A 17,394-nucleotide genomic window follows, 5' to 3' on the forward strand; every position below is an offset into this window, starting at 1 on the left:
GCCCGCACCGAATTCGGTGCGGGCCGTTCGTGTCGGCACGTTCGTGTCGGCAGAGGACTGATCGGCGAAAGACTACTTGGCGTAGATCTTTTCGATGTCGGCGGCAAAGCTCTCGTGCACGACGTTGCGCTTGAGCTTCATCGTGGGCGTGAGTTCGCCTGTGTCCTCGGAGAAGTCGACCGGAAGAATGCGGAACTTCTTGATCGCCTCGGCGTGTGAGACGAGCTTGTTGGCCTCGTCGATGGCGTCCTGGATTTCGCCGACCAGTTCGCCGTCCGAAACCAGGTCGGCCGCTGTGGTTCCTGCGGCCTTGTTGTTGCGCTCGTTCCAGGCGGGAAGGGCTTCGGCGTCGATGGTGATGAGGGCGCCGATGAAAGGCTTCTGGTCGCCGACCACGATGGCCTGGCTGATCAGCGGGTGCGCGCGAAGGGAATCTTCGAGCTGAGCGGGGGAGACGTTCTTGCCGCCTGCCGTGACGATGATTTCCTTCTTGCGGCCGGTGATGGTGATGTAGCCGTCCTTGTCGACGGTGCCGAGGTCGCCGGTGTGGAACCAGCCGTTCTCGATCGACTCGGCGGTGGCCTTCTCGTTGCGCCAGTAGCCGGTGAAGACCACCGGTCCCGAGAGGAGGATTTCGCCGTCTTCTGCGATACGAACGGAGTTGCCGGCCAACGGCTTTCCGACAGAACCGACCTTCTGTGCGCCGATGGTGTTGACGGCGAAGGCCGCGGTGGTTTCGGTCAGTCCGTAGCCCTCGTAAATCGTGACGCCGATACCGCGGAAGAAGTGGCCGAGTCGAGCGCCCAGAGGTGCACCACCGGAAATGGCCAGCTGGCACTGCCCGCCGAGCGCTGCGCGCAGCTTCGAGTACACGAGCTTGTCGAAGAGAGCGTGCTTGGCCTTGAGAACGATGCCGGCGCCGCCCTTGTCCTGCGCCTCGCTCCACGCGACGGCAGTGTCTGCGGCCGCGTCGAATATCTTTCCCTTGCCGTCGCCGTGCGCCTTGGCGCGTGCGCTGTTGTAGACCTTCTCGAACACGCGCGGCACCGAGAGGATGAAGTCGGGCTTGAACTCGCCGAACGTCGGAACGAGGTTCGGGATGTCGCTCGTGTGCCCCAGCGCTGCACCGGCATCGAACGACGCGATGCTGACTGCGCGAGCGAGAACGTGCGCGAGCGGCAAGAACATCAGAGTGCGAACGCCAGGAGTCTTGAGCAGCGTGCCGAGGTTGGAGTCGAGGATGCCCTTCGACTCGGCAATCAGGTTGGAGTGCGTCAGCTGGCAGCCCTTGGGTCGGCCTGTGGTGCCCGACGTGTAGATCAGGGTCGCGGGATCGGATGCCTTCAGTGCAGCGACGCGGGCGTGGACGTCCTCGTCGGAGATGTCGGCGCCCAGTGCGGTCAATTCCTCGACGACACCCTTACCGCCCGCCGCGGCATCGATCTGGTAGACCGTGCGCAGCGCGGGTGCGGCTGCAGCGACGTCCTTCACGGTCGCGGCGTGAGTGTCGTTCTCGACGATGAGGTCGATTGCTTCGGAGTCCTCGAGAATCCAACGAACCTGCTCGGCTGCGGAGGTTTCGTAGATCGGAACCGTCACGCCACCGGCTGCCCAGATGGCGTAGTCGACGAGCGGCCATTCGAAACGCGTCGCCGACATGAGGCCGACGCGGTCGCCCTGCTTGACGCCGATCGCGATGAGGCCCTTGGCGACGGCAGTCACCTGAGCGGCGAAATCGCCTGCAGTGACATCGACCCATGCATTTCCGACTTTGCGCTTGTAGACAACCGCCGCCGGCTTCGTCTTCGCGAAGGCGAAGACCGAGTCGACCGCGGAGGCATCCTCGGGAATGGTGAACGTCTGGGGTGCGCTGAACTCAGGCACGAAATACCTCCGACACTGCGAAATACTGACGAGTAGGGTTTTCGTCTCCTACTGTAGTCGCATGTCCGACGCAGTTGTGGCCAGGCTTACAGTCTGTCCGGTATGTAGTGTTGCGACACCCCTCGACGCTTCGCGGACGCGATATGTGAAGCTACTTCGGTGAGCAGCATTCAGGTCGCAGACCAGACTTTCATCGCCGCCCCGCCCGAGCGGGTCGCCGAACTGTTGTCCTCGCGCGCGCAGTGGCGTCGCTGGTTCAGTGATCTCGAGCTCGAAGTCCGGGAAGATCGCGGTCCCGCAGGATTCCGTTGGGGAGTGTCAGGTCAGCTGGTCGGCACCATGGAGGTGTGGCTCGAACCGGTCATGGACGGGACGATCGCGCACTACTTCCTGCACTGTGAGCCGGTCGGCGTATCGCCGTCCGATCTGGCGACCCTCGACCTCGCCGGGATGAACCGCAAGCGTCGGGTCGATGGCAAGGTCATGTCGTTCCAGCTCAAACGCGAACTCGAAGCGGGACGTGCCGCCGGAGTAGCACCGGACTGATAATCGAAGCACTGCACGTTGTGCAGGTTCTGGACTTTTGACGAAGGAAGGTAGCGCAGTCGTATGGCCGAGAAGACCAAGGGGTTGATCAGCATCGACGCTCCTGCCGACGCCGTGATGGACGTCATCGCCGATTTCGAGCGGTACCCCGAGTGGGTGGCCGCGGCGAAGTCCGTCGAGGTGACGGCGCCGGGACAGGGCGGCCGCGCGGACCGAGTACGTTTCGTCCTCGACGCGGGGATGGTGAAGGACACCTACGAACTGCAGTATTCGTGGGCACCGGACGGTATGGCGGTGAGTTGGGAGCTGATCTCGGGCGAGATTCAGAAGTCCCAATTCGGTTCGTACACACTCGAGCCCGGCCCGAACGGCACCACGTCGGTCACCTACGAGTTGACGGTCGACCTGACGATTCCGATGATCGGACTGTTCAAGCGCAAGGCCGAGAAGATCATCACCGACACAGCTCTGAAGGAACTGAAGAAGCGAGTCGAGGGCTGAGTGCCGGAGCAACGATCGCGCGTCCAACTGTTCGTCGGTAAAGGCGGAGTAGGCACGACGACGCTTGCCGCAGCGACTGCTGTGTCGGCTGCGACCGATGGGGCGAGAGTGCTGCTCGTGTCGATCGATCAGGCAGGTTCTCTTGCAGACGTCCTGGGCGTGCCGAATCCGCGAACGACCACATCTCTCACCGAGCGTCTCGACGTCCGGCAACTCGACACGTCAGCGCTCCTCGAGGACAAGTTCCGAGGATTGTCGGGGTTGCTCGACGCTGCAGGAACTTTCGGAGCGGGAGATCACGAACACGGTTCGTCGTTGGAGGGCTTGGAACCGGAAGAGTTGACGGGATCCCTGGGCATCCAAGACATGCTCGGGCTCGCCGAGATCGTCGACCTCTCGGACAGCGGCGACTACGACCTCGTGATCGTGGACTGTCCGGCCGCCGCCGAAGCGCTGCGGATACTCGGCTCGCCGTCGATGGTGTCGGAGTATCTCGAGCGATTGTGGCCGCGGCACAGGCGGATGGTCGCTGTGACAGGTACGGACATGCGGCTGCTCCTGCTCGTGTCCGTCGTCGAACGCGTGCTCGCGTCGGTGGATCGGATCGCGGTTCACCTCTCGGATCGGGAGAACACCGGCGTGCGTGTGGTGACGTCGGCCGACGGCGTGTCGGTCGCGGCGACTCGTCGGACGTTGTCCGGGCTGGCTCTGGCCGGGTTGCGAGTTGACGGGATTGTGGTCAACAACCTTGTCCCGCAGTTCAACTCGTCCGCCGGGAAGGGTGCCGACGATTCACCGGCGGCGCAGTGGCTCGCCTCGATCCGGGCGGCTCAGGCACTCGTCGTGGACGAACTGCGTGGATCAACCGATGGAATGTCCGTCACAACGGTCGAACGCGCTTGCGCCGAACCGGTAGGGTTGGCCGCTCTGGGCGAGATCGCGGCCACGTTCGAGGGTGGAACGGGCACGGATTCGGGCACCGTCGGTACCGCGGACAACATCGTGGTGTCGTTGGAGTCCGGGACCGGAGTCGATTCGGTGTACGTGATGCGGATGTACCTTCCGCTCGTGGATCCGTCGTCGTTGTCGTTGGGCCGGGTGGAGGACGATGTGCTGGTGGGAGCAGACGGCGTACGACGCAGAGTTCGTTTGGCGTCGGTGCTGCGTCGTTGTGTCGTGAACGGGGCGGAGTTGGACGGCAGTTACCTGATCATCCGGTTCAGCCCGGATCCCGCGGTGTGGCCGGTATGAGCGAAGAGCACGAGCGCCTCGTCGCGGAGTTTCGCGCGCTGGCGGAAACCGTTCTGACGCGCCTGGAACCGGTGCTGCAGAAGGCCGCAGCAGCGACGGCCGACGTTGCGAGTGACTCGGCGTCCACGGACACGCAGCCGGTGTTCACCGGCTGCAGCTGGTGTCCGGTGTGCGCCCTCGCCGCACTGGTTCGCGGTGAGCACCACGAACTGTTGGCATTCCTCGCGGGTCAAGCAGCAGCATTCCTTGCGTTGCTTCGTGAGATTCTCGACGAGTTTCTCGGGGGGCCGTCAGGTCCCGATCGTGGACCGGACGGCGGTCCGACGACGCCAGGTGCGGAGCGAACTCGCACGGCGGCATTTGTCCCGATCAACGTGACGGTCAAGGACTGACTCAGTACCCCGGGTAGAGCGAACGGCCCGAGATGAGCACAATCGACACAATGGTCACCGACGCACGAGGCACCGATTCAGGGTGCGCACTCCAGCGGACGCCGCTCGCGCGGGAATCGTCGCGATGAGCGCGCGCCGCTTGAAAGCGGTCTCCGACTCCACCATGGACGACATCTTGACGGTCGGCATCGACGTCGGCGGGACGAGTATCAGGGCCTCCGTCGTGGACGTCGACGGACAAGTGCTCGAGATGATTCAAGCCCCGACCCCGCAGTCGGCCAGGGCACTCGAAGACGGTCTCGATCGCGTCGTGCGCGAATTGGTCACCAGGCACGAGGTATCGGCCGTGGGGTTGGCGGTCGCCGGCTTCATCACCTCCGATCGAAGCTCGGTTCGGTTCGCTCCGCACTTGCCGTGGGTGGACGCGCCGGTCGGAAGTGACTTGAGCAAGCGGCTCGGCTTGCCGGTCGTTCTCGAACACGACGCCAATGCGGCGGCGTTCGCGGAGCACCGATTCGGCGCGGCCGCAGGTGGCCGCAATGTCGTGATGGTGGCAATCGGGACCGGAATCGGTGGAGCGCTGCTGATCAACGGTGAGCTGTACCGGGGGAGTCACGGCGTCGCCCCCGAACTGGGCCACATCCAGGTCGTTCCGGGCGGGCGTCAGTGCGCGTGTGGCAAACGTGGGTGTTGGGAGCGCTATTGCAGCGGAACGGCGCTCGTCGACACGGCAATCGAACTGCTTGCCGCCGACCCGGCCGCGTCGACGGTCCTGGCGCGCGAGGTAGCGGTGGATCCTGGTTCGCTCACCGGTCGCCGGATCGCCAACGCCGCGCAGGACGGTGACCCACTCGCGCTGGCAACGATCGCCGAGTTCACCCGTTGGCTGGCCGTGGGTCTGGCCATGGTCGGTGACGTCTACGATCCCGATCTGGTCGTGATCGCCGGCGGCGTCGCGAGTTCTGCCCCACTGTTTCTCGACGACGCCCGCGAGCAGTACGCGACATTGTTGACCGGGGCGAAGCACCGCCCACTGGCCCGCATCCGTTCCGCTCAGCTGGGCGAAGCTGCGGGCATGGTCGGCGCCGCCGCTTTGGCCCGATCGGTAGTGCCTCAGGATCTCGGTGGGGTCGACGGCGCTGGAACCACGTCTGCCGGACTGTGATCGGGTCGATCCTGCAGGGGCGTGTGTAGCGGGGGTTACCGGTCGGCAGTAAGGTCGTACTCAGCGAAATTCAGCTGTGAATGGGAGGGACGCCGTGTGGTATTGGCTCTTCAAGTATGTGTTGCTGGGGCCGATTCTCTGGCTGCTCGGGCGTCCGACGGTCAAGGGTCACGAGAACATTCCGACTGACGGGGCGGCCATTCTGGCCAGCAATCACCAGGCGGTTCTGGACTCGTTCTACCTTCCGCTTCGCGTCAACCGCCGCATCACGTTCCTTGCCAAGAGTGAGTACTTCACCGGTTCCGGTCTGAAGGGCGCTTTCCAGAAGTGGTTCTTCACCGCGGTCGGTCAGGTCCCCATCGACCGAACCGGTGCAGACGCGGCGCAGGATGCACTCAACGCCGGTCTCAAGGTCCTCGGTTCGGGCAGCCTGCTGGGTATCTACCCCGAGGGGACGCGCTCGCCTGACGGTCGCCTCTACAAGGGCAAGACCGGAATGGCGCGCCTCGCACTTGAATCGGGCGTCAAGGTGATCCCGGTAGCGATGGTCGGCACCGACAAGATGAATCCGATCGGCTCACGGATGTGGCGTCCCGCCAAGGTCACCGTGATCGTCGGCGAACCCATCGATTTCTCCCGCTTCGAAGGCATGGGCGGAAACCGCTTCGTCGAGCGCGCTGTGACCGACGAGGTGATGTACAAGTTGATGAAACTCTCCGGCCAGGAGTACGTGGACATCTACGCGGCAAGCCTCAAGAACCAGGCGCCCACGAAACCCGAAGCTGCCGTCGACGTTCCGGCGGAAGGCGGCGAGTCGGTTGTCGATCTCGTGGCCTCGGCCGAGTCGAAGGAATCCGCGAAGTCCGACAAGGATTCGCTCCCGGACGCACAAGCCAGCTAGAGATTTCCCACACCGGCCGCACGCGCATTGGCTCCAGAGCCTGCGCGTGCGGCATAGTTTTCGGACGTGCGCTACTTCTACGACTGTGAATTCATCGAAGACGGTCGAACCATCGATCTCGTGTCCATCGGCGTTGTCTGTGAGGACGGCCGAGAGTACTACGCGGTTTCGACGGAGTTCGATCCCGCCCGTGCCGGTAGTTGGGTGCGCAAGAACGTGCTGCCTAAGTTGCCGCAGCCTTCGTCGCCGCTGTGGAAATCACGCGAGAAGATCCGCGACGATCTTCTGAAATTCTTCGTTCCGCGGCCGATGGTGGTTCCGGAGCTCTGGGCGTGGGTCGCCGCCTACGACCACGTCGCGCTGTGCCAGTTGTGGGGCGATATGACCGAACTACCGCAGTCGATGCCGCGGTACACCCGCGAACTCCGACAGTTCTGGGAAGACAACGGCAGTCCTGCCCTCCCGTCGGCGCCCGCCGACGCACACGACGCACTTGCCGACGCCAGGCACAACCTCGTGAAGTTCGACGCCATTTCGGCTGCACGGTCACTTCGCTGACCCAGGTTTCGGTGCGCGGGAAGTGTTCCGATTGGGCTGCGATCGAGAGCCTGTGTGACGCGCCGACGAGCGAGCGAATATCCTGTAGAGGTGAACTGGACTGTCGACGTGCCGATCGACCGCTTGCCCGAACTCCCGCCGCTGCCTGCCGGACTGCGTAAGCAGCTCGACGAGGCGCTCGCGAAGCCCGCTGCTCAGCAGCCCTCGTGGCCCGCTGACCAGGCGGCCGCCATGCGGACTGTGCTCGAGAGCGTGCCTCCCATCACGGTGGCCAGCGAAGTCGAGGCGCTGCAAGAGCGTCTCGCGCAGGTCGCGCGTGGTGAGGCATTTCTGCTCCAGGGCGGTGACTGCGCCGAGACCTTCGCGGACAACACCGAGCCGCACATCAAGGGAAACATCCGCACGTTGCTGCAGATGGCCGTCGTGCTCACCTACGGTTCCTCGATGCCGGTCGTCAAGGTCGCTCGCATCGCCGGCCAGTACGCCAAACCGCGCTCTGCCGACATCGACTCGTTGGGTCTGAAGTCCTACCGCGGCGACATGATCAACTCGCTCGTCGCCGACGAGGCAGTCCGCGCCCACGATCCTTCGCGACTGGTGCGTGCATACGCCAACGCCAGCGCCGCGATGAACCTGGTTCGCGCACTCACCGGCGCCGGCATGGCCGACCTGCACAAGGTGCACGATTGGAACCGCGAATTCGTCGCAGCGTCTCCCGCGGGCGCACGCTACGAGCAACTGGCAGCCGAGATCGACCGCGGCCTGCAGTTCATGAACGCGTGTGGCGTCACCGATCCGAGCCTGCACCAGGCACAGATCTTTGCCAGCCACGAGGCCCTGGTTCTCGACTACGAGCGCGCGATGCTGCGTCTCGACAACGACAGCGATCACCCCAAGCTCTACGACCTGTCGGCTCACTTCCTCTGGATCGGTGACCGCACTCGTCAGCTCGACGGCGCGCACATCGCCTTCGCCGAGTTGGTGTCCAACCCGATCGGCCTCAAGATCGGCCCGAGCACGACGCCGGAAATGGCGGTGGAATACGTCGAGCGTCTCGACCCCACCAACAAGCCAGGTCGTCTGACTCTGATCTCGCGCATGGGCAACGGCAAGGTCCGCGACCTGCTGCCGGCGATCATCGAGAAGGTCCAAGCCACCGGTCACCAGGTCATCTGGCAGTGCGATCCGATGCACGGCAACACCCACGAAGCCTCCACCGGGTACAAGACGCGCCACTTCGACCGCATCGTCGACGAGGTCCAGGGATTCTTCGAGGTCCACAACGGTCTCGGCACGCATCCGGGTGGCATCCACGTCGAGCTGACCGGTGAGAACGTCACCGAGTGCCTCGGCGGCGCGCAGGACATCTCCGACCTCGATCTCGGCGGTCGCTACGAGACGGCGTGCGACCCCCGATTGAACACCCAACAGTCGTTGGAGCTCGCGTTCCTCGTGGCCGAGATGCTGCGAGGCTGAAACCTTGCTTCGCCGAAGCTGATTCGCGCCGGCATAGATTTTCGGCAAACGCCCTCACCCGCTCGCGCAGGTGGGGGCGTTCGCTATTGCGTGAATCGTGTGACGAATCGGCGCTGCCAGGGCATTTCGACGGCGCGAGGTGAGTAACGTGCGCGAACGTACGCGGTGGCGTCCTTACTGGGCACTCCGTCCATGACGGCAAGAGCGGCCAACGCTGTTCCGGTGCGGCCGTATCCACCACCACAAGCGATCTCGACTCTTTCGGTTTCCGAGCGCACCCACACTTCGTGCAAGGCCCTGCGCAGCGCATCGGGATCGCTCGGCAACCAGAAATCTCGCCAGCGGACCCACTCCGACTCCCACTCGGTGTCGGGAGGTTCTTTGCCGGTCAGATAGACGCCGAAGGTGGGGAGAGGTCCGGAAGGAAGTGGATTGCGGAGTCCTCGACCCCGAATCGATCTCCCCGACGGCAAGTCGAGTATCCCAATGCTCTCGGGTTCCCACGTGGCCATGAATTCAGATTAGGCCGAAGCGGACTGTCAGGGAATTGCGACGACGCTGATGTCGGTGCCCTTGGCAACGAGGTCGTTCTTGACGCTCTGGCTGATGATGACCGAGCTGTCGTTCTGGGTGAGCTGACGCACGGTGATCTCGAGGCCGAGGCGGCCGAGTTCTTCGCGTGCTGAGGAGACGGAGCGGCCGATCAGCGAGGGAACCTTGACGGAGTCGGAGATGAGCAGAACCACGGAGGTGCCGGCGTTGACGGAGGACCCGACTGCGGGATCGGTGCCGATTACGCTACCGCCCTCGACGGCGTCGTCGAACGTTGTTCTGGTGGTGCTGACTGAGATGCCTACCTTGTCGAGGGCGGCGCGCGCAGCGTTCTCGGACATGCCCTTCACATCGGGAATGTCCACGGGCGGTGACCCTTTGGATGTGATGACCTTGACCGAGGAGCCCACGGCAACTTCGGTTCCCGGTGCCGGGTCGAGCGCGGCCACGCCGCCGATCGGGATCTTGGAGCTGAATGTGTCCCCGCCGTCGACCGCGACGAGAGTGCGATCGGCGAGTTGTGCGCCCAGGGCCGAGACGTCGCCGCCGGCCGGAATGGGCGGGACAGTCGGACGCCCGAGCGAAGTCAGCAGCGCGACGGTCGAGCCTTTGGTAACCCTGGAGCCGGAGGCCGGGTCTGTCCCGATCACCGTGTCGATGGGTTGGGCGTCGGAGTACTGACCCTGGACGTCGGGGGAGAGCCCGGCGTCCTGCAGAGCGGTGACCGCAGTGTCCTTGGTCAGCCCGTCGTGACGAGCAGCCAGATCAGGGTGGCTCGTCGCGATTTACGACGTGCCTCGACAAAATGAGCATGCGGATCGTCGTGCCCCGGGTGGTCGTCGCCGAAATCGGAACCGTCGTCGAAATCCGAGTCGCCGTCGACCGTCGCCGGACGAGCAGTTTGTGCGGTGACCGCGCGAGTGTGCTGGATACCGCCAGGGGGAGGAGAGCCCGTGCCGAGCGCCGTGGTGGCTGCCACAGCCGGGGCCACGCCGGACGCCAATACCGTCGTGGCAGCAGGGTTCGGGCGCGCAGCAGAGTTCGGGTGTACCTCCGTGGGAGGCGCAGGCGCCGGTTGTGGCCGGGCCGGGGCAACTTGCGCGCTCTGGTGCTGGGCGCTTCGACGCGGAGCGGGAACGCGGTATGACGGAAGTTCCAGTTGCTCGCTCACACTGCGAAGTGCAGCTGCCATCTCACCGGCGTCGGCGAAACGATGTGCGGGCTCGCGGTGAGTGGCTTCGGCAACCAGACGATCGAACTGCGCCGGTACACCGGGGATACGTGAACCTGGGCGCGGGACATCGTCGTGGATGCGTTGGTAGGCGATGGAGAGTGACGTATCGCCGGTGAACGGTGTTGTACCGGTGAGAAGTTCGAACATCAACACGCCGGTCGAGTAGACGTCGCTTCGAGTGTCGGCAATTCCTGACGTCACCTGTTCCGGCGACAGATAGGCCGCGGTGCCGAGGATCACGCTGTTGGAGGTGGTGGTTGCTGCCGCAGCTGCACGCACCAATCCGAAGTCGGCGATCTTCACTTCGCCGGTGTCCGAGATCAAGATGTTCTCGGGTTTGACGTCACGGTGAACCAGTCCCGCTCGATGCGCCACCGCCAACGCGTCCAGGACAGGTGCCACGACTGCAGCGACTGCGTGTGGCGGCATCGGTCCGCGCTCACGAAGGAGTTCACGCAAGGTTCCACCGTCGACGAGTTCCATCACGAGGAACACGTGATTGCGATCGCTGCCTTGGTCGTAGACGGCCACAAGGGCAGGATGCTTGAGTCGGGCCACGGCCCGGGCCTCGAACTCGAAACGAGTCAGGAACGCTGGATCGCCGGCGAATTGCGGGTCCATCACCTTGATCGCGACAGGTCGATCCAACCGTGTATCGAGGCCTCGATAAACGGTCGACATACCGCCGCGCGCGATCGGTGCGTCCACTCGATAGCGGCGCTCGAGCATTTCGCCGATCAACCCTCGACCTCCGTAATGACTGTTCCTCCGTGCTTGCGATCTGTCTGCTTGCGGTCTAGGTGGTAGCTGTCGGCATGTGGGTGGTTGTTTACCGCGTACTGGCTCCCGCAGTGAGGGCACCCATTTACATCCACCGCGAAATCCCGGTTACTGATACGCCGCATCCCGTCCATCGTAGCCAGCGATACCGACGCGGAAGTCTCGAGAACGTCACAGAGCGCTGTGACCTGAGCGGAGCGGCAGTTTCGAGCACTGCACCGGGCGGTACACAGCGGGCTCGCCGGACCGGATAAACTTCTCGCGGTGAGCGCGATTCCTTATTGTGATGATGTCCTGGATTCTTCGGTTTCCCTGTTCCAGCTGGTGGATGTGGCGAAGAACGTCGGGTTGCCGGTGAGCAAGGTTCACCAGTTGCTTCGCGATCACAAGATCATCGCAGTCAAGCGGCATGGCGTTCTCGGTGTCCCCGAAGTGTTCTTCGGCGAGGACGGCCAGATCGTCAAGTGGCTGCCCGGTCTGCTGGCGGTGCTGCACGACGGCGGCTACACCGATGTCGAAATCCTCCGCTGGTTGTTCCTGGCCGACGATTCCCTGCCGGGGCGCCCGGTGGACGCACTGCATGGTGATCTCGCGCGTGAGGTCATCCGCCGCGCACAGGCCATGGCTTTCTGAGCTGCCGGCCTTCTGACAACTCACCGCATGCGGTTTTTCGCCGCGTAGGTTGCCGACCGGACCAGACCCGGCGCAGCGACTCGAAGTCGCGTGCGTCCGGGAACGGACACACGTCGATGCAGTATCCGGAAGTCGGCGCGCTCGACCTGGTCGAGAATTGCTCCGTACAACACGAAAGCCGTGCGGATCGACGGCTGGACCCGCCGATCGAGCATCGGGATGCCAGATTCGGCAGACCGATACCGCCCCCGCGTCACGGCAATGAAGTGTGCCAGCGCGCGCTTGACCCGAACGTCCACCGTTCCGGTTCTGCGCCCGTGCTCGAGCATCTCGATGTCGACCCCGAATGCGGCGAACTCGCCCGCCGGTAGATACAGACGTCCCCGGTCGAGGTCTTCACCGACGTCGCGGATGAAGTTGGTCAGCTGAAACGCCTCACCGAGATTCGACGCGGGCACTACAGCTTCCTGCTGCGGAACGCTCACTCCGAGAATCGGGAGCATCTGCAAACCGATGACGACGGCAGAGCCGTACATGTACTCGCTGAGTTCGTCCATCGTGTTGTAAACGGGTCGAAACTTCGCCGTGTCGGGGGCGTCCATCCGCATGGACTCGAAGAAGGCGTCGAAATATGCGCGCGGGATGTCGAACGTCTTCACAGCATCCGCGAAGGCCGGGAGTACGCGTGTCAGGTCGAGGGGAACCGTCGACGGGAAGCCACCTGTCGCAGTGGGGTTGTCGAGTGCGTTGACGGCTGCACGTTCGACGTCGGCGAGCACCGTGCCTCGTTCATGCGGACCCGAGGGTTCGTCCACGATGTCGTCGACGACGCGAGCAAATGCGTAGAGCGCGTGAACTGCGCGGCGTCGAGGTACGGGCAACAACCGGGTGGCCAGAAAGTACGTTCGGCCGTGTTCCCTCGTCACGTCCTCGCAGAATTCATAGGACGCAGGCAGTGCGTTCATGACACGCGGATCACGCAGATCCTGACGTCGAGGGCGCCGAGGCGGCTGACGTCATTTCGATCGGTTTCTCGTGTTTGCGTCCACGAAGTCGCAGTGGGTCTTCCGTCTGCAAGGACATCGCCGCGATCACGGCAGCGACGATGGCCAGAGCAACGTGCGGGAAGGTGTACAGGCCGATCGATCCGTCCGGCTGGAACACCAGCATCAGCCAGGTGGACAGCCCGGTCAGTACGGCGAGAGTCGTCGGCGACATTGCGAAACCGGCAGCTACTGCCAGCGGCCAGGAGTAGTACCAGGGGAGTGCTGCGGGGGACAGAACGACGATGGCGACCATCACGATCACGATGCCCATGACGGCGTCGCGCTCGGTCTTGCGGTAGCGCCACCACACGACGGCGATGATCGCGATCAACACAACCGCCGAGATGGTCCGGGAGACTTCGAGGATGTCGTTGAAATGGTCGCCGGCGAACCAGGAGGTTGCCATGGTTCCGATGTGCGCCACGATCGTGGGCAGCGAGAGCCAGTTGATGATCTTTGCCGAACCGGAGAGTGCCGTCGTCCAGCCGAGGCCGACTCCGGCGATCAGTGAGGTGGATCCGAGTACCGCCACGAACACCGCGAAACCTGCGCCGGCCGTTTTGACGAACGATCGGATCGGTGACGCCGGTTCTCGCCCGGCGGCTGCGGCGTCCTCCCGCTCGTGGATCATCCAGATCCAGACTATGAAGGGAAGTGCGACGCCTGCGGTTGCCTTGATCGCGACGGCGAGCGCGATCAGCCCGATCCCGAAGAGGTGCTTGCGTTCGAGAGCGAGCGCAATGCCTGCGGCCATGAGGCCGACCATGAGCATCTCGTTGTGAACGCCGCCGATCAGGTGGATCAGGACGAGGGGATTGAGTACTGCGAGCCACAGGGCGATCGAGGTGTTTCCGCCGAGCTTCGTCGCGAGATGGGGAACGGCCCACATCATCAGGGCGAGTCCGGGGAGCATCGTGATCCGCAACAGCATCGTGCCGGCGATGACGTTCTCACCGGTCAGCCGAACGATGGCGTCGGCAAGGAGAAGGTGAACCGGACCGTACGGGGTAGTTGTCGTCGTCCACACGTTGGAGACGTTGTCGAGCAGGATTCCCGGATTGACGACGGGGCCGACGGCATACGGGTCGAAGCCGTTGCGCAACAACGCGCCTTGCGCCAGGTAGGAGTAGGCGTCACGGCTGAACATGGGCACCGCGAACAGCAGCGGAAACGTCCAGACCGGGACGACGTAGCGCAGGCCGCGCAACGAGACGTCACCGCGCAGAGTCGAGCGGCCCAGTCGAACCCAGGCGGCGATCATGCATAGGACACCGATCCAGACGATGGCCGCCGACAGAATCGATCCGTGTCCGAAACGGAGCCAGGACAGATGCATCGACTCGAGCAGCGGATCTTGGCGCCGGACGCTACCGGCACCGAATCCGCCGAAAGTGATCATGACTGCGCCGAAGAAACCGAGCAGTGCACTGTGACCTTCGGGAGTCCGAAGGAAATTGGCGGCCCTTAGGTGCCACGGTCTTTCAGTGGCTGCGGCAGAGGACGTCATCGGTGCAGGTTCCTCCCCCGAGGAGATCGGTGTCGATCGGCGCATGCAGCGCCCGAGTCGGTGAATCGTGGATGAATGGTCGGTTACGAGGGGCTAGTTTAGTTGCTCGCACGAGTGCCCACCGCGCTGGCTCGCTCGCGTGTACCGGTAATACGTTCGGCGGCGAGCCGTCCGGACAGCAGAACGGTCGGTACTCCCACCCCCGGAACGGTTCCCGATCCGGCGAGAACGACGTTGTCGAAGCCGCGGGCGAGGTTCTTGCGTCGGAACGGCCCCGTCTGGGTGAAGGTGTGTGCCGCTGCGAACGGGCTACCCGCGGCCATGCCCTTCTCGAGCCAGGTCTGCGGGGTGTCGACGTGATCGATCTCGAACCCTTCGACCAGTCCCGTGTAGCCACGTTCTTGCAGCGTGAGGATGATTTCGCGCACGTAGGGCGGGCCGAGAGTCGACCAGTCGAGACTTGCACTGTCCAGATTCGGACACGGCGCGAGGACTGACAGCGGTTCACGGATTCGGCCGTCTCGCGAGAAGGCCAGGCTCGGATCGGTCTGTGCCGGTCGGGTGACGAGCAGTGACGGATCACTCATCAGTCGCCCGCGGCCGCGGCGTGCCGTGATCTCGGCGAAGGTACGCTTCCACGCCTCGCCGAAGTCGATCATGTGGTGTCGCTGCGCGGGCCATTCGTCGGCGACCGCGGAGGAAACAGTGCCGTGAATCACGACAGCGGACGGCGATGTACGCACCGGGCGCGGACGCAATCGCGTATGCGGGCGCAACAGCGAGTCCGTGACGGCCATGTCGGGAGTGAGGACGGCGGCGTCACAGTCGAAGCGCTCGCCGTCGCGTGTGTGAACGGTGTGCACGCGCCGATCGCTCACCTCGAGGCGTTCGACAGTGCGGCCGAGATGCAGAATTCCGCCGGCCTCGGTGAAGGCGTCGGCCATCGACTCGGCGATCGTGCGCATTCCGCCCTCGGGGAAGTAGACGCCGAGTGAGGTGTCCATGTGAGCGATCGCCCCGTACACCGCGAGGGCCCGAGACGGAGCAACGCCCGCATACAGCGCTTGGAAGGTGAAGATCCGCCGGAGGCGAGGGTCGCGGATCTTGCGATCCACCTGCCCGCCCAGTTTCCCGAATCCTCCCAGTGCGACGAGCCGGCTCAGATCTTTGACTGCGTCACGCGAATTGACCAGTCCGAGGGGAGAATCGAAGTCGGCGTCCATGAAGCGGTCGAATTCCGCGTCGAAGATCCGGTTCAGCCATCGCCGCAACGCACGGTATCGCTGCGCTTCTTCCGGCCCGCAGACACGGGATACCTCGGCAGCCATGTCTTCTGGATCGGCGTGGACATCGAGAGCGGTGCCGTCTGCGAATCGCGCGTGGTACGTCGGATCGAGCTTGTGCACAACGAATTTGGGGTTTGTCGAGGCTGGGTCGGCACCGACGGCGGCAAGCGCGTCTTCGACGAGTTCGGGCATCGTGAGCACCGTTGCGCCGTTGTCGATGCTGTAGTCATTGCCCTGGTAGACACCGACTCGCCCACCGACCGAGCTGTTGCTCTCGAGAATCGTGACGTCGCGGCCGGCGCCACGCAGATACAACCCCGCAGACAGTCCGGCAAGTCCCGCGCCGACGATCACGACTCGATCGGTCGGCGAGCTGACGGTTCGAGTGCGGTGCACGTGTGCCACGGTCAGTAGCTTCGCTTCGTGGCCGCGATCGCCATGTCGGTCAGGCGAGCCTTGGACTCTGCCGTTGCCGTGCTCGAGTCGAGGGCGTTCGCAGCTGCCTCGACGAGGGTGTCGATCTGCGTTTCGACGTCGGTGACGGCGCCCAGATCGGTGATCACCTGGCGCAGAGTGTCGACCTCGGTGTCGGTCAGCTGCGTGCCGATTCCGTTGCGGAGCAGTTCTGCTGCCGCCGGATCTGCGGCGTCGGCGCGGGCAAGCGCCATCGCGAACAGGACAGTTCGCTTACCGGCGATGAGATCGTCGCCCGACGGTTTGCCCGTGACGGACGGATCTCCGAAGACACCGAGCAGGTCGTCGCGAAGTTGGAAGGCGATACCGATGTCCGTGCCGAAGGACCGGTAGGCATCGACCAACTCGGCGTCCGCACCGAACAGCGCGGCGCCGAGGTGCAGTGGGCGTTCGATCGTGTACGCGGCGGTCTTGTAGCGGTTGACCCGCATGGCTGCCTCGACGGTCTCGTCGCCTCGGGCTTCGTTGCTGATGTCGAGGAATTGGCCACCGAGCACCTCGGTGCGCATTGCCGACCAGACCGGGCTGACACGTGCGGCCGCCTCGGGGCTGATCCCGGATTCTCGGATCATGTCGTCCGCCCAGGCCAAGGCCAGGTCGCCGAGAAGAATGGCGACGGCCTCGCCGAAGTGCGCGGAGTCGCCGCTCCACTCCTCGTCTCGGTGCTGGTCCTCGAATTCGACGTGAACGGTCGGGAAGCCGCGCCTGGTCGTGGATGCGTCGATGATGTCGTCGTGGACGAGCGCGCAGGCCTGCACCAGTTCGAGGGCGGCGCACGCACGAATCACCGCGTCTGCGTCCTTCCCGTTCGGGTCGCCTCCGGCGCCGAGCCATCCCGTCCAGGCGAACGACGGTCGGACGCGCTTTCCTCCGCGCAGGACGAAGGCCTCGAGGGTGCTGACGGCCTTCTCGTATCCACCGCCGATGTTCGTGACGAGTTCGCGGCGTGAAGCGAAGAAGTCGCGGAGCGCTGCTTCGAACAAACCTGGCAGTTCGAGTGAGGTCGGATGCGGTGCGGTGTTGGTCGAACTCTGTCCAACGCGCGCGGTTCCTGCGGACAGGGTGGCCTCCAAGATCGGTATGTTCTCGCGCCGGATGGTTACACGGAAGCGAGCTTGGGGCCCAGCTTAGTAGGGGCTGGAATCAACGGCGGGTCGGGCCGTGAACTGCGCGATCCTGACATTCGGGATACGCAGTACTGGGCGATG

15 protein-coding genes and 1 pseudogene are annotated in these 17,394 nt (G+C 64.2%); 9 read left to right on the top strand and 7 right to left on the bottom strand.

The genetic code is table 11. The features are described from left to right. Positions 1–72: 72 nt before the first annotated feature. Entirely contained in the window at positions 73–1,884 is a 1,812-nt protein-coding gene (locus YH3_RS24305; protein WP_047887999.1) for a long-chain fatty acid--CoA ligase, read from the bottom strand. A gap of 159 nt (positions 1,885–2,043) precedes the next feature. Between YH3_RS24305 and YH3_RS24310 the strand changes: the two genes are divergently transcribed. From YH3_RS24310 to YH3_RS24345, 8 genes are all read left to right on the top strand, one after another. Continuing rightward, the gene (locus YH3_RS24310; RefSeq protein WP_003941776.1) at positions 2,044–2,430 is read left to right on the top strand and encodes a hypothetical protein; all 387 of its coding nucleotides are present in this window, start codon (positions 2,044–2,046) and stop codon (positions 2,428–2,430) included. A gap of 63 nt (positions 2,431–2,493) precedes the next feature. Further along, positions 2,494–2,931: an SRPBCC family protein gene (locus YH3_RS24315; RefSeq protein ID WP_003941701.1), complete on the top strand. Its 438-nt coding sequence runs from the start codon at positions 2,494–2,496 to the stop codon at positions 2,929–2,931. After that, positions 2,932–4,182 carry an ArsA family ATPase gene (locus YH3_RS24320; RefSeq protein ID WP_064444144.1) on the top strand — a complete coding sequence of 417 codons (1,251 nt, stop codon included), beginning with the start codon at positions 2,932–2,934 and terminating at the stop codon, positions 4,180–4,182. Then, a complete protein-coding gene (locus tag YH3_RS24325; protein WP_042453569.1) occupies positions 4,179–4,574 on the top strand; it encodes a hypothetical protein in 396 nt (131 codons plus the stop codon). Before YH3_RS24320 ends, YH3_RS24325 begins: the two co-directional genes overlap by 4 nt. Before the next feature lie 124 nt (positions 4,575–4,698). Further along, positions 4,699–5,739, top strand: a complete 1,041-nt coding sequence (locus tag YH3_RS24330; RefSeq protein ID WP_020969875.1) for an ROK family protein — start codon at positions 4,699–4,701, stop codon at positions 5,737–5,739. A 94-nt stretch (positions 5,740–5,833) separates the two neighbouring features. Then, complete coding sequence (locus YH3_RS24335) at positions 5,834–6,640, top strand: 1-acyl-sn-glycerol-3-phosphate acyltransferase (protein ID WP_003941692.1); 807 nt, start codon at positions 5,834–5,836, stop codon at positions 6,638–6,640. A 66-nt stretch (positions 6,641–6,706) separates the two neighbouring features. Beyond that, positions 6,707–7,198 carry a polyadenylate-specific 3'-exoribonuclease AS gene (locus tag YH3_RS24340; RefSeq protein WP_003941683.1) on the top strand — a complete coding sequence of 164 codons (492 nt, stop codon included), beginning with the start codon at positions 6,707–6,709 and terminating at the stop codon, positions 7,196–7,198. A gap of 90 nt (positions 7,199–7,288) precedes the next feature. Then, positions 7,289–8,674 (top strand): class II 3-deoxy-7-phosphoheptulonate synthase, encoded by a 1,386-nt coding sequence (locus tag YH3_RS24345; protein ID WP_007730070.1) that lies wholly within the window; start codon positions 7,289–7,291, stop codon positions 8,672–8,674. Between the two features lie 83 nt (positions 8,675–8,757). Here YH3_RS24345 and YH3_RS24350 read toward each other — a convergent pair whose 3' ends face one another. Both YH3_RS24350 and YH3_RS24355 read right to left on the bottom strand, forming a co-directional pair. Continuing rightward, positions 8,758–9,186 carry a protein-tyrosine phosphatase family protein gene (locus tag YH3_RS24350; protein ID WP_003941706.1) on the bottom strand — a complete coding sequence of 143 codons (429 nt, stop codon included), beginning with the start codon at positions 9,184–9,186 and terminating at the stop codon, positions 8,758–8,760. A 27-nt stretch (positions 9,187–9,213) separates the two neighbouring features. Next, positions 9,214–11,201, bottom strand: a pseudogene (locus YH3_RS24355) (PASTA domain-containing protein). A 303-nt stretch (positions 11,202–11,504) separates the two neighbouring features. On the opposite strand from YH3_RS24355, the gene YH3_RS24360 reads away from it, so the two are divergent. Next, the gene (locus tag YH3_RS24360; RefSeq protein WP_003941747.1) at positions 11,505–11,873 is read left to right on the top strand and encodes an Rv2175c family DNA-binding protein; all 369 of its coding nucleotides are present in this window, start codon (positions 11,505–11,507) and stop codon (positions 11,871–11,873) included. Positions 11,874–11,893: 20 nt separating this feature from the next. Here YH3_RS24360 and YH3_RS24365 read toward each other — a convergent pair whose 3' ends face one another. From YH3_RS24365 to YH3_RS24380, 4 genes are all read right to left on the bottom strand, one after another. Then, positions 11,894–12,838 (bottom strand): phytoene/squalene synthase family protein, encoded by a 945-nt coding sequence (locus tag YH3_RS24365; protein WP_007730072.1) that lies wholly within the window; start codon positions 12,836–12,838, stop codon positions 11,894–11,896. A 10-nt stretch (positions 12,839–12,848) separates the two neighbouring features. Next, positions 12,849–14,426, bottom strand: a complete 1,578-nt coding sequence (locus YH3_RS24370) for an alpha-(1->6)-mannopyranosyltransferase A (protein WP_003941737.1) — start codon at positions 14,424–14,426, stop codon at positions 12,849–12,851. 98 nt (positions 14,427–14,524) lie between these two features. After that, entirely contained in the window at positions 14,525–16,117 is a 1,593-nt protein-coding gene (gene crtI / locus YH3_RS24375; RefSeq protein ID WP_030537040.1) for a phytoene desaturase family protein, read from the bottom strand. Between the two features lie 2 nt (positions 16,118–16,119). Next, positions 16,120–17,259: a polyprenyl synthetase family protein gene (locus YH3_RS24380; RefSeq protein WP_080961139.1), complete on the bottom strand. Its 1,140-nt coding sequence runs from the start codon at positions 17,257–17,259 to the stop codon at positions 16,120–16,122. Positions 17,260–17,394: the final 135 nt, after the last annotated feature.

The sequence above is a fragment of the Rhodococcus sp. YH3-3 genome, from assembly GCF_001653035.1.
In the GTDB taxonomy this organism is placed as follows: domain Bacteria; phylum Actinomycetota; class Actinomycetes; order Mycobacteriales; family Mycobacteriaceae; genus Rhodococcus_F; species Rhodococcus_F qingshengii.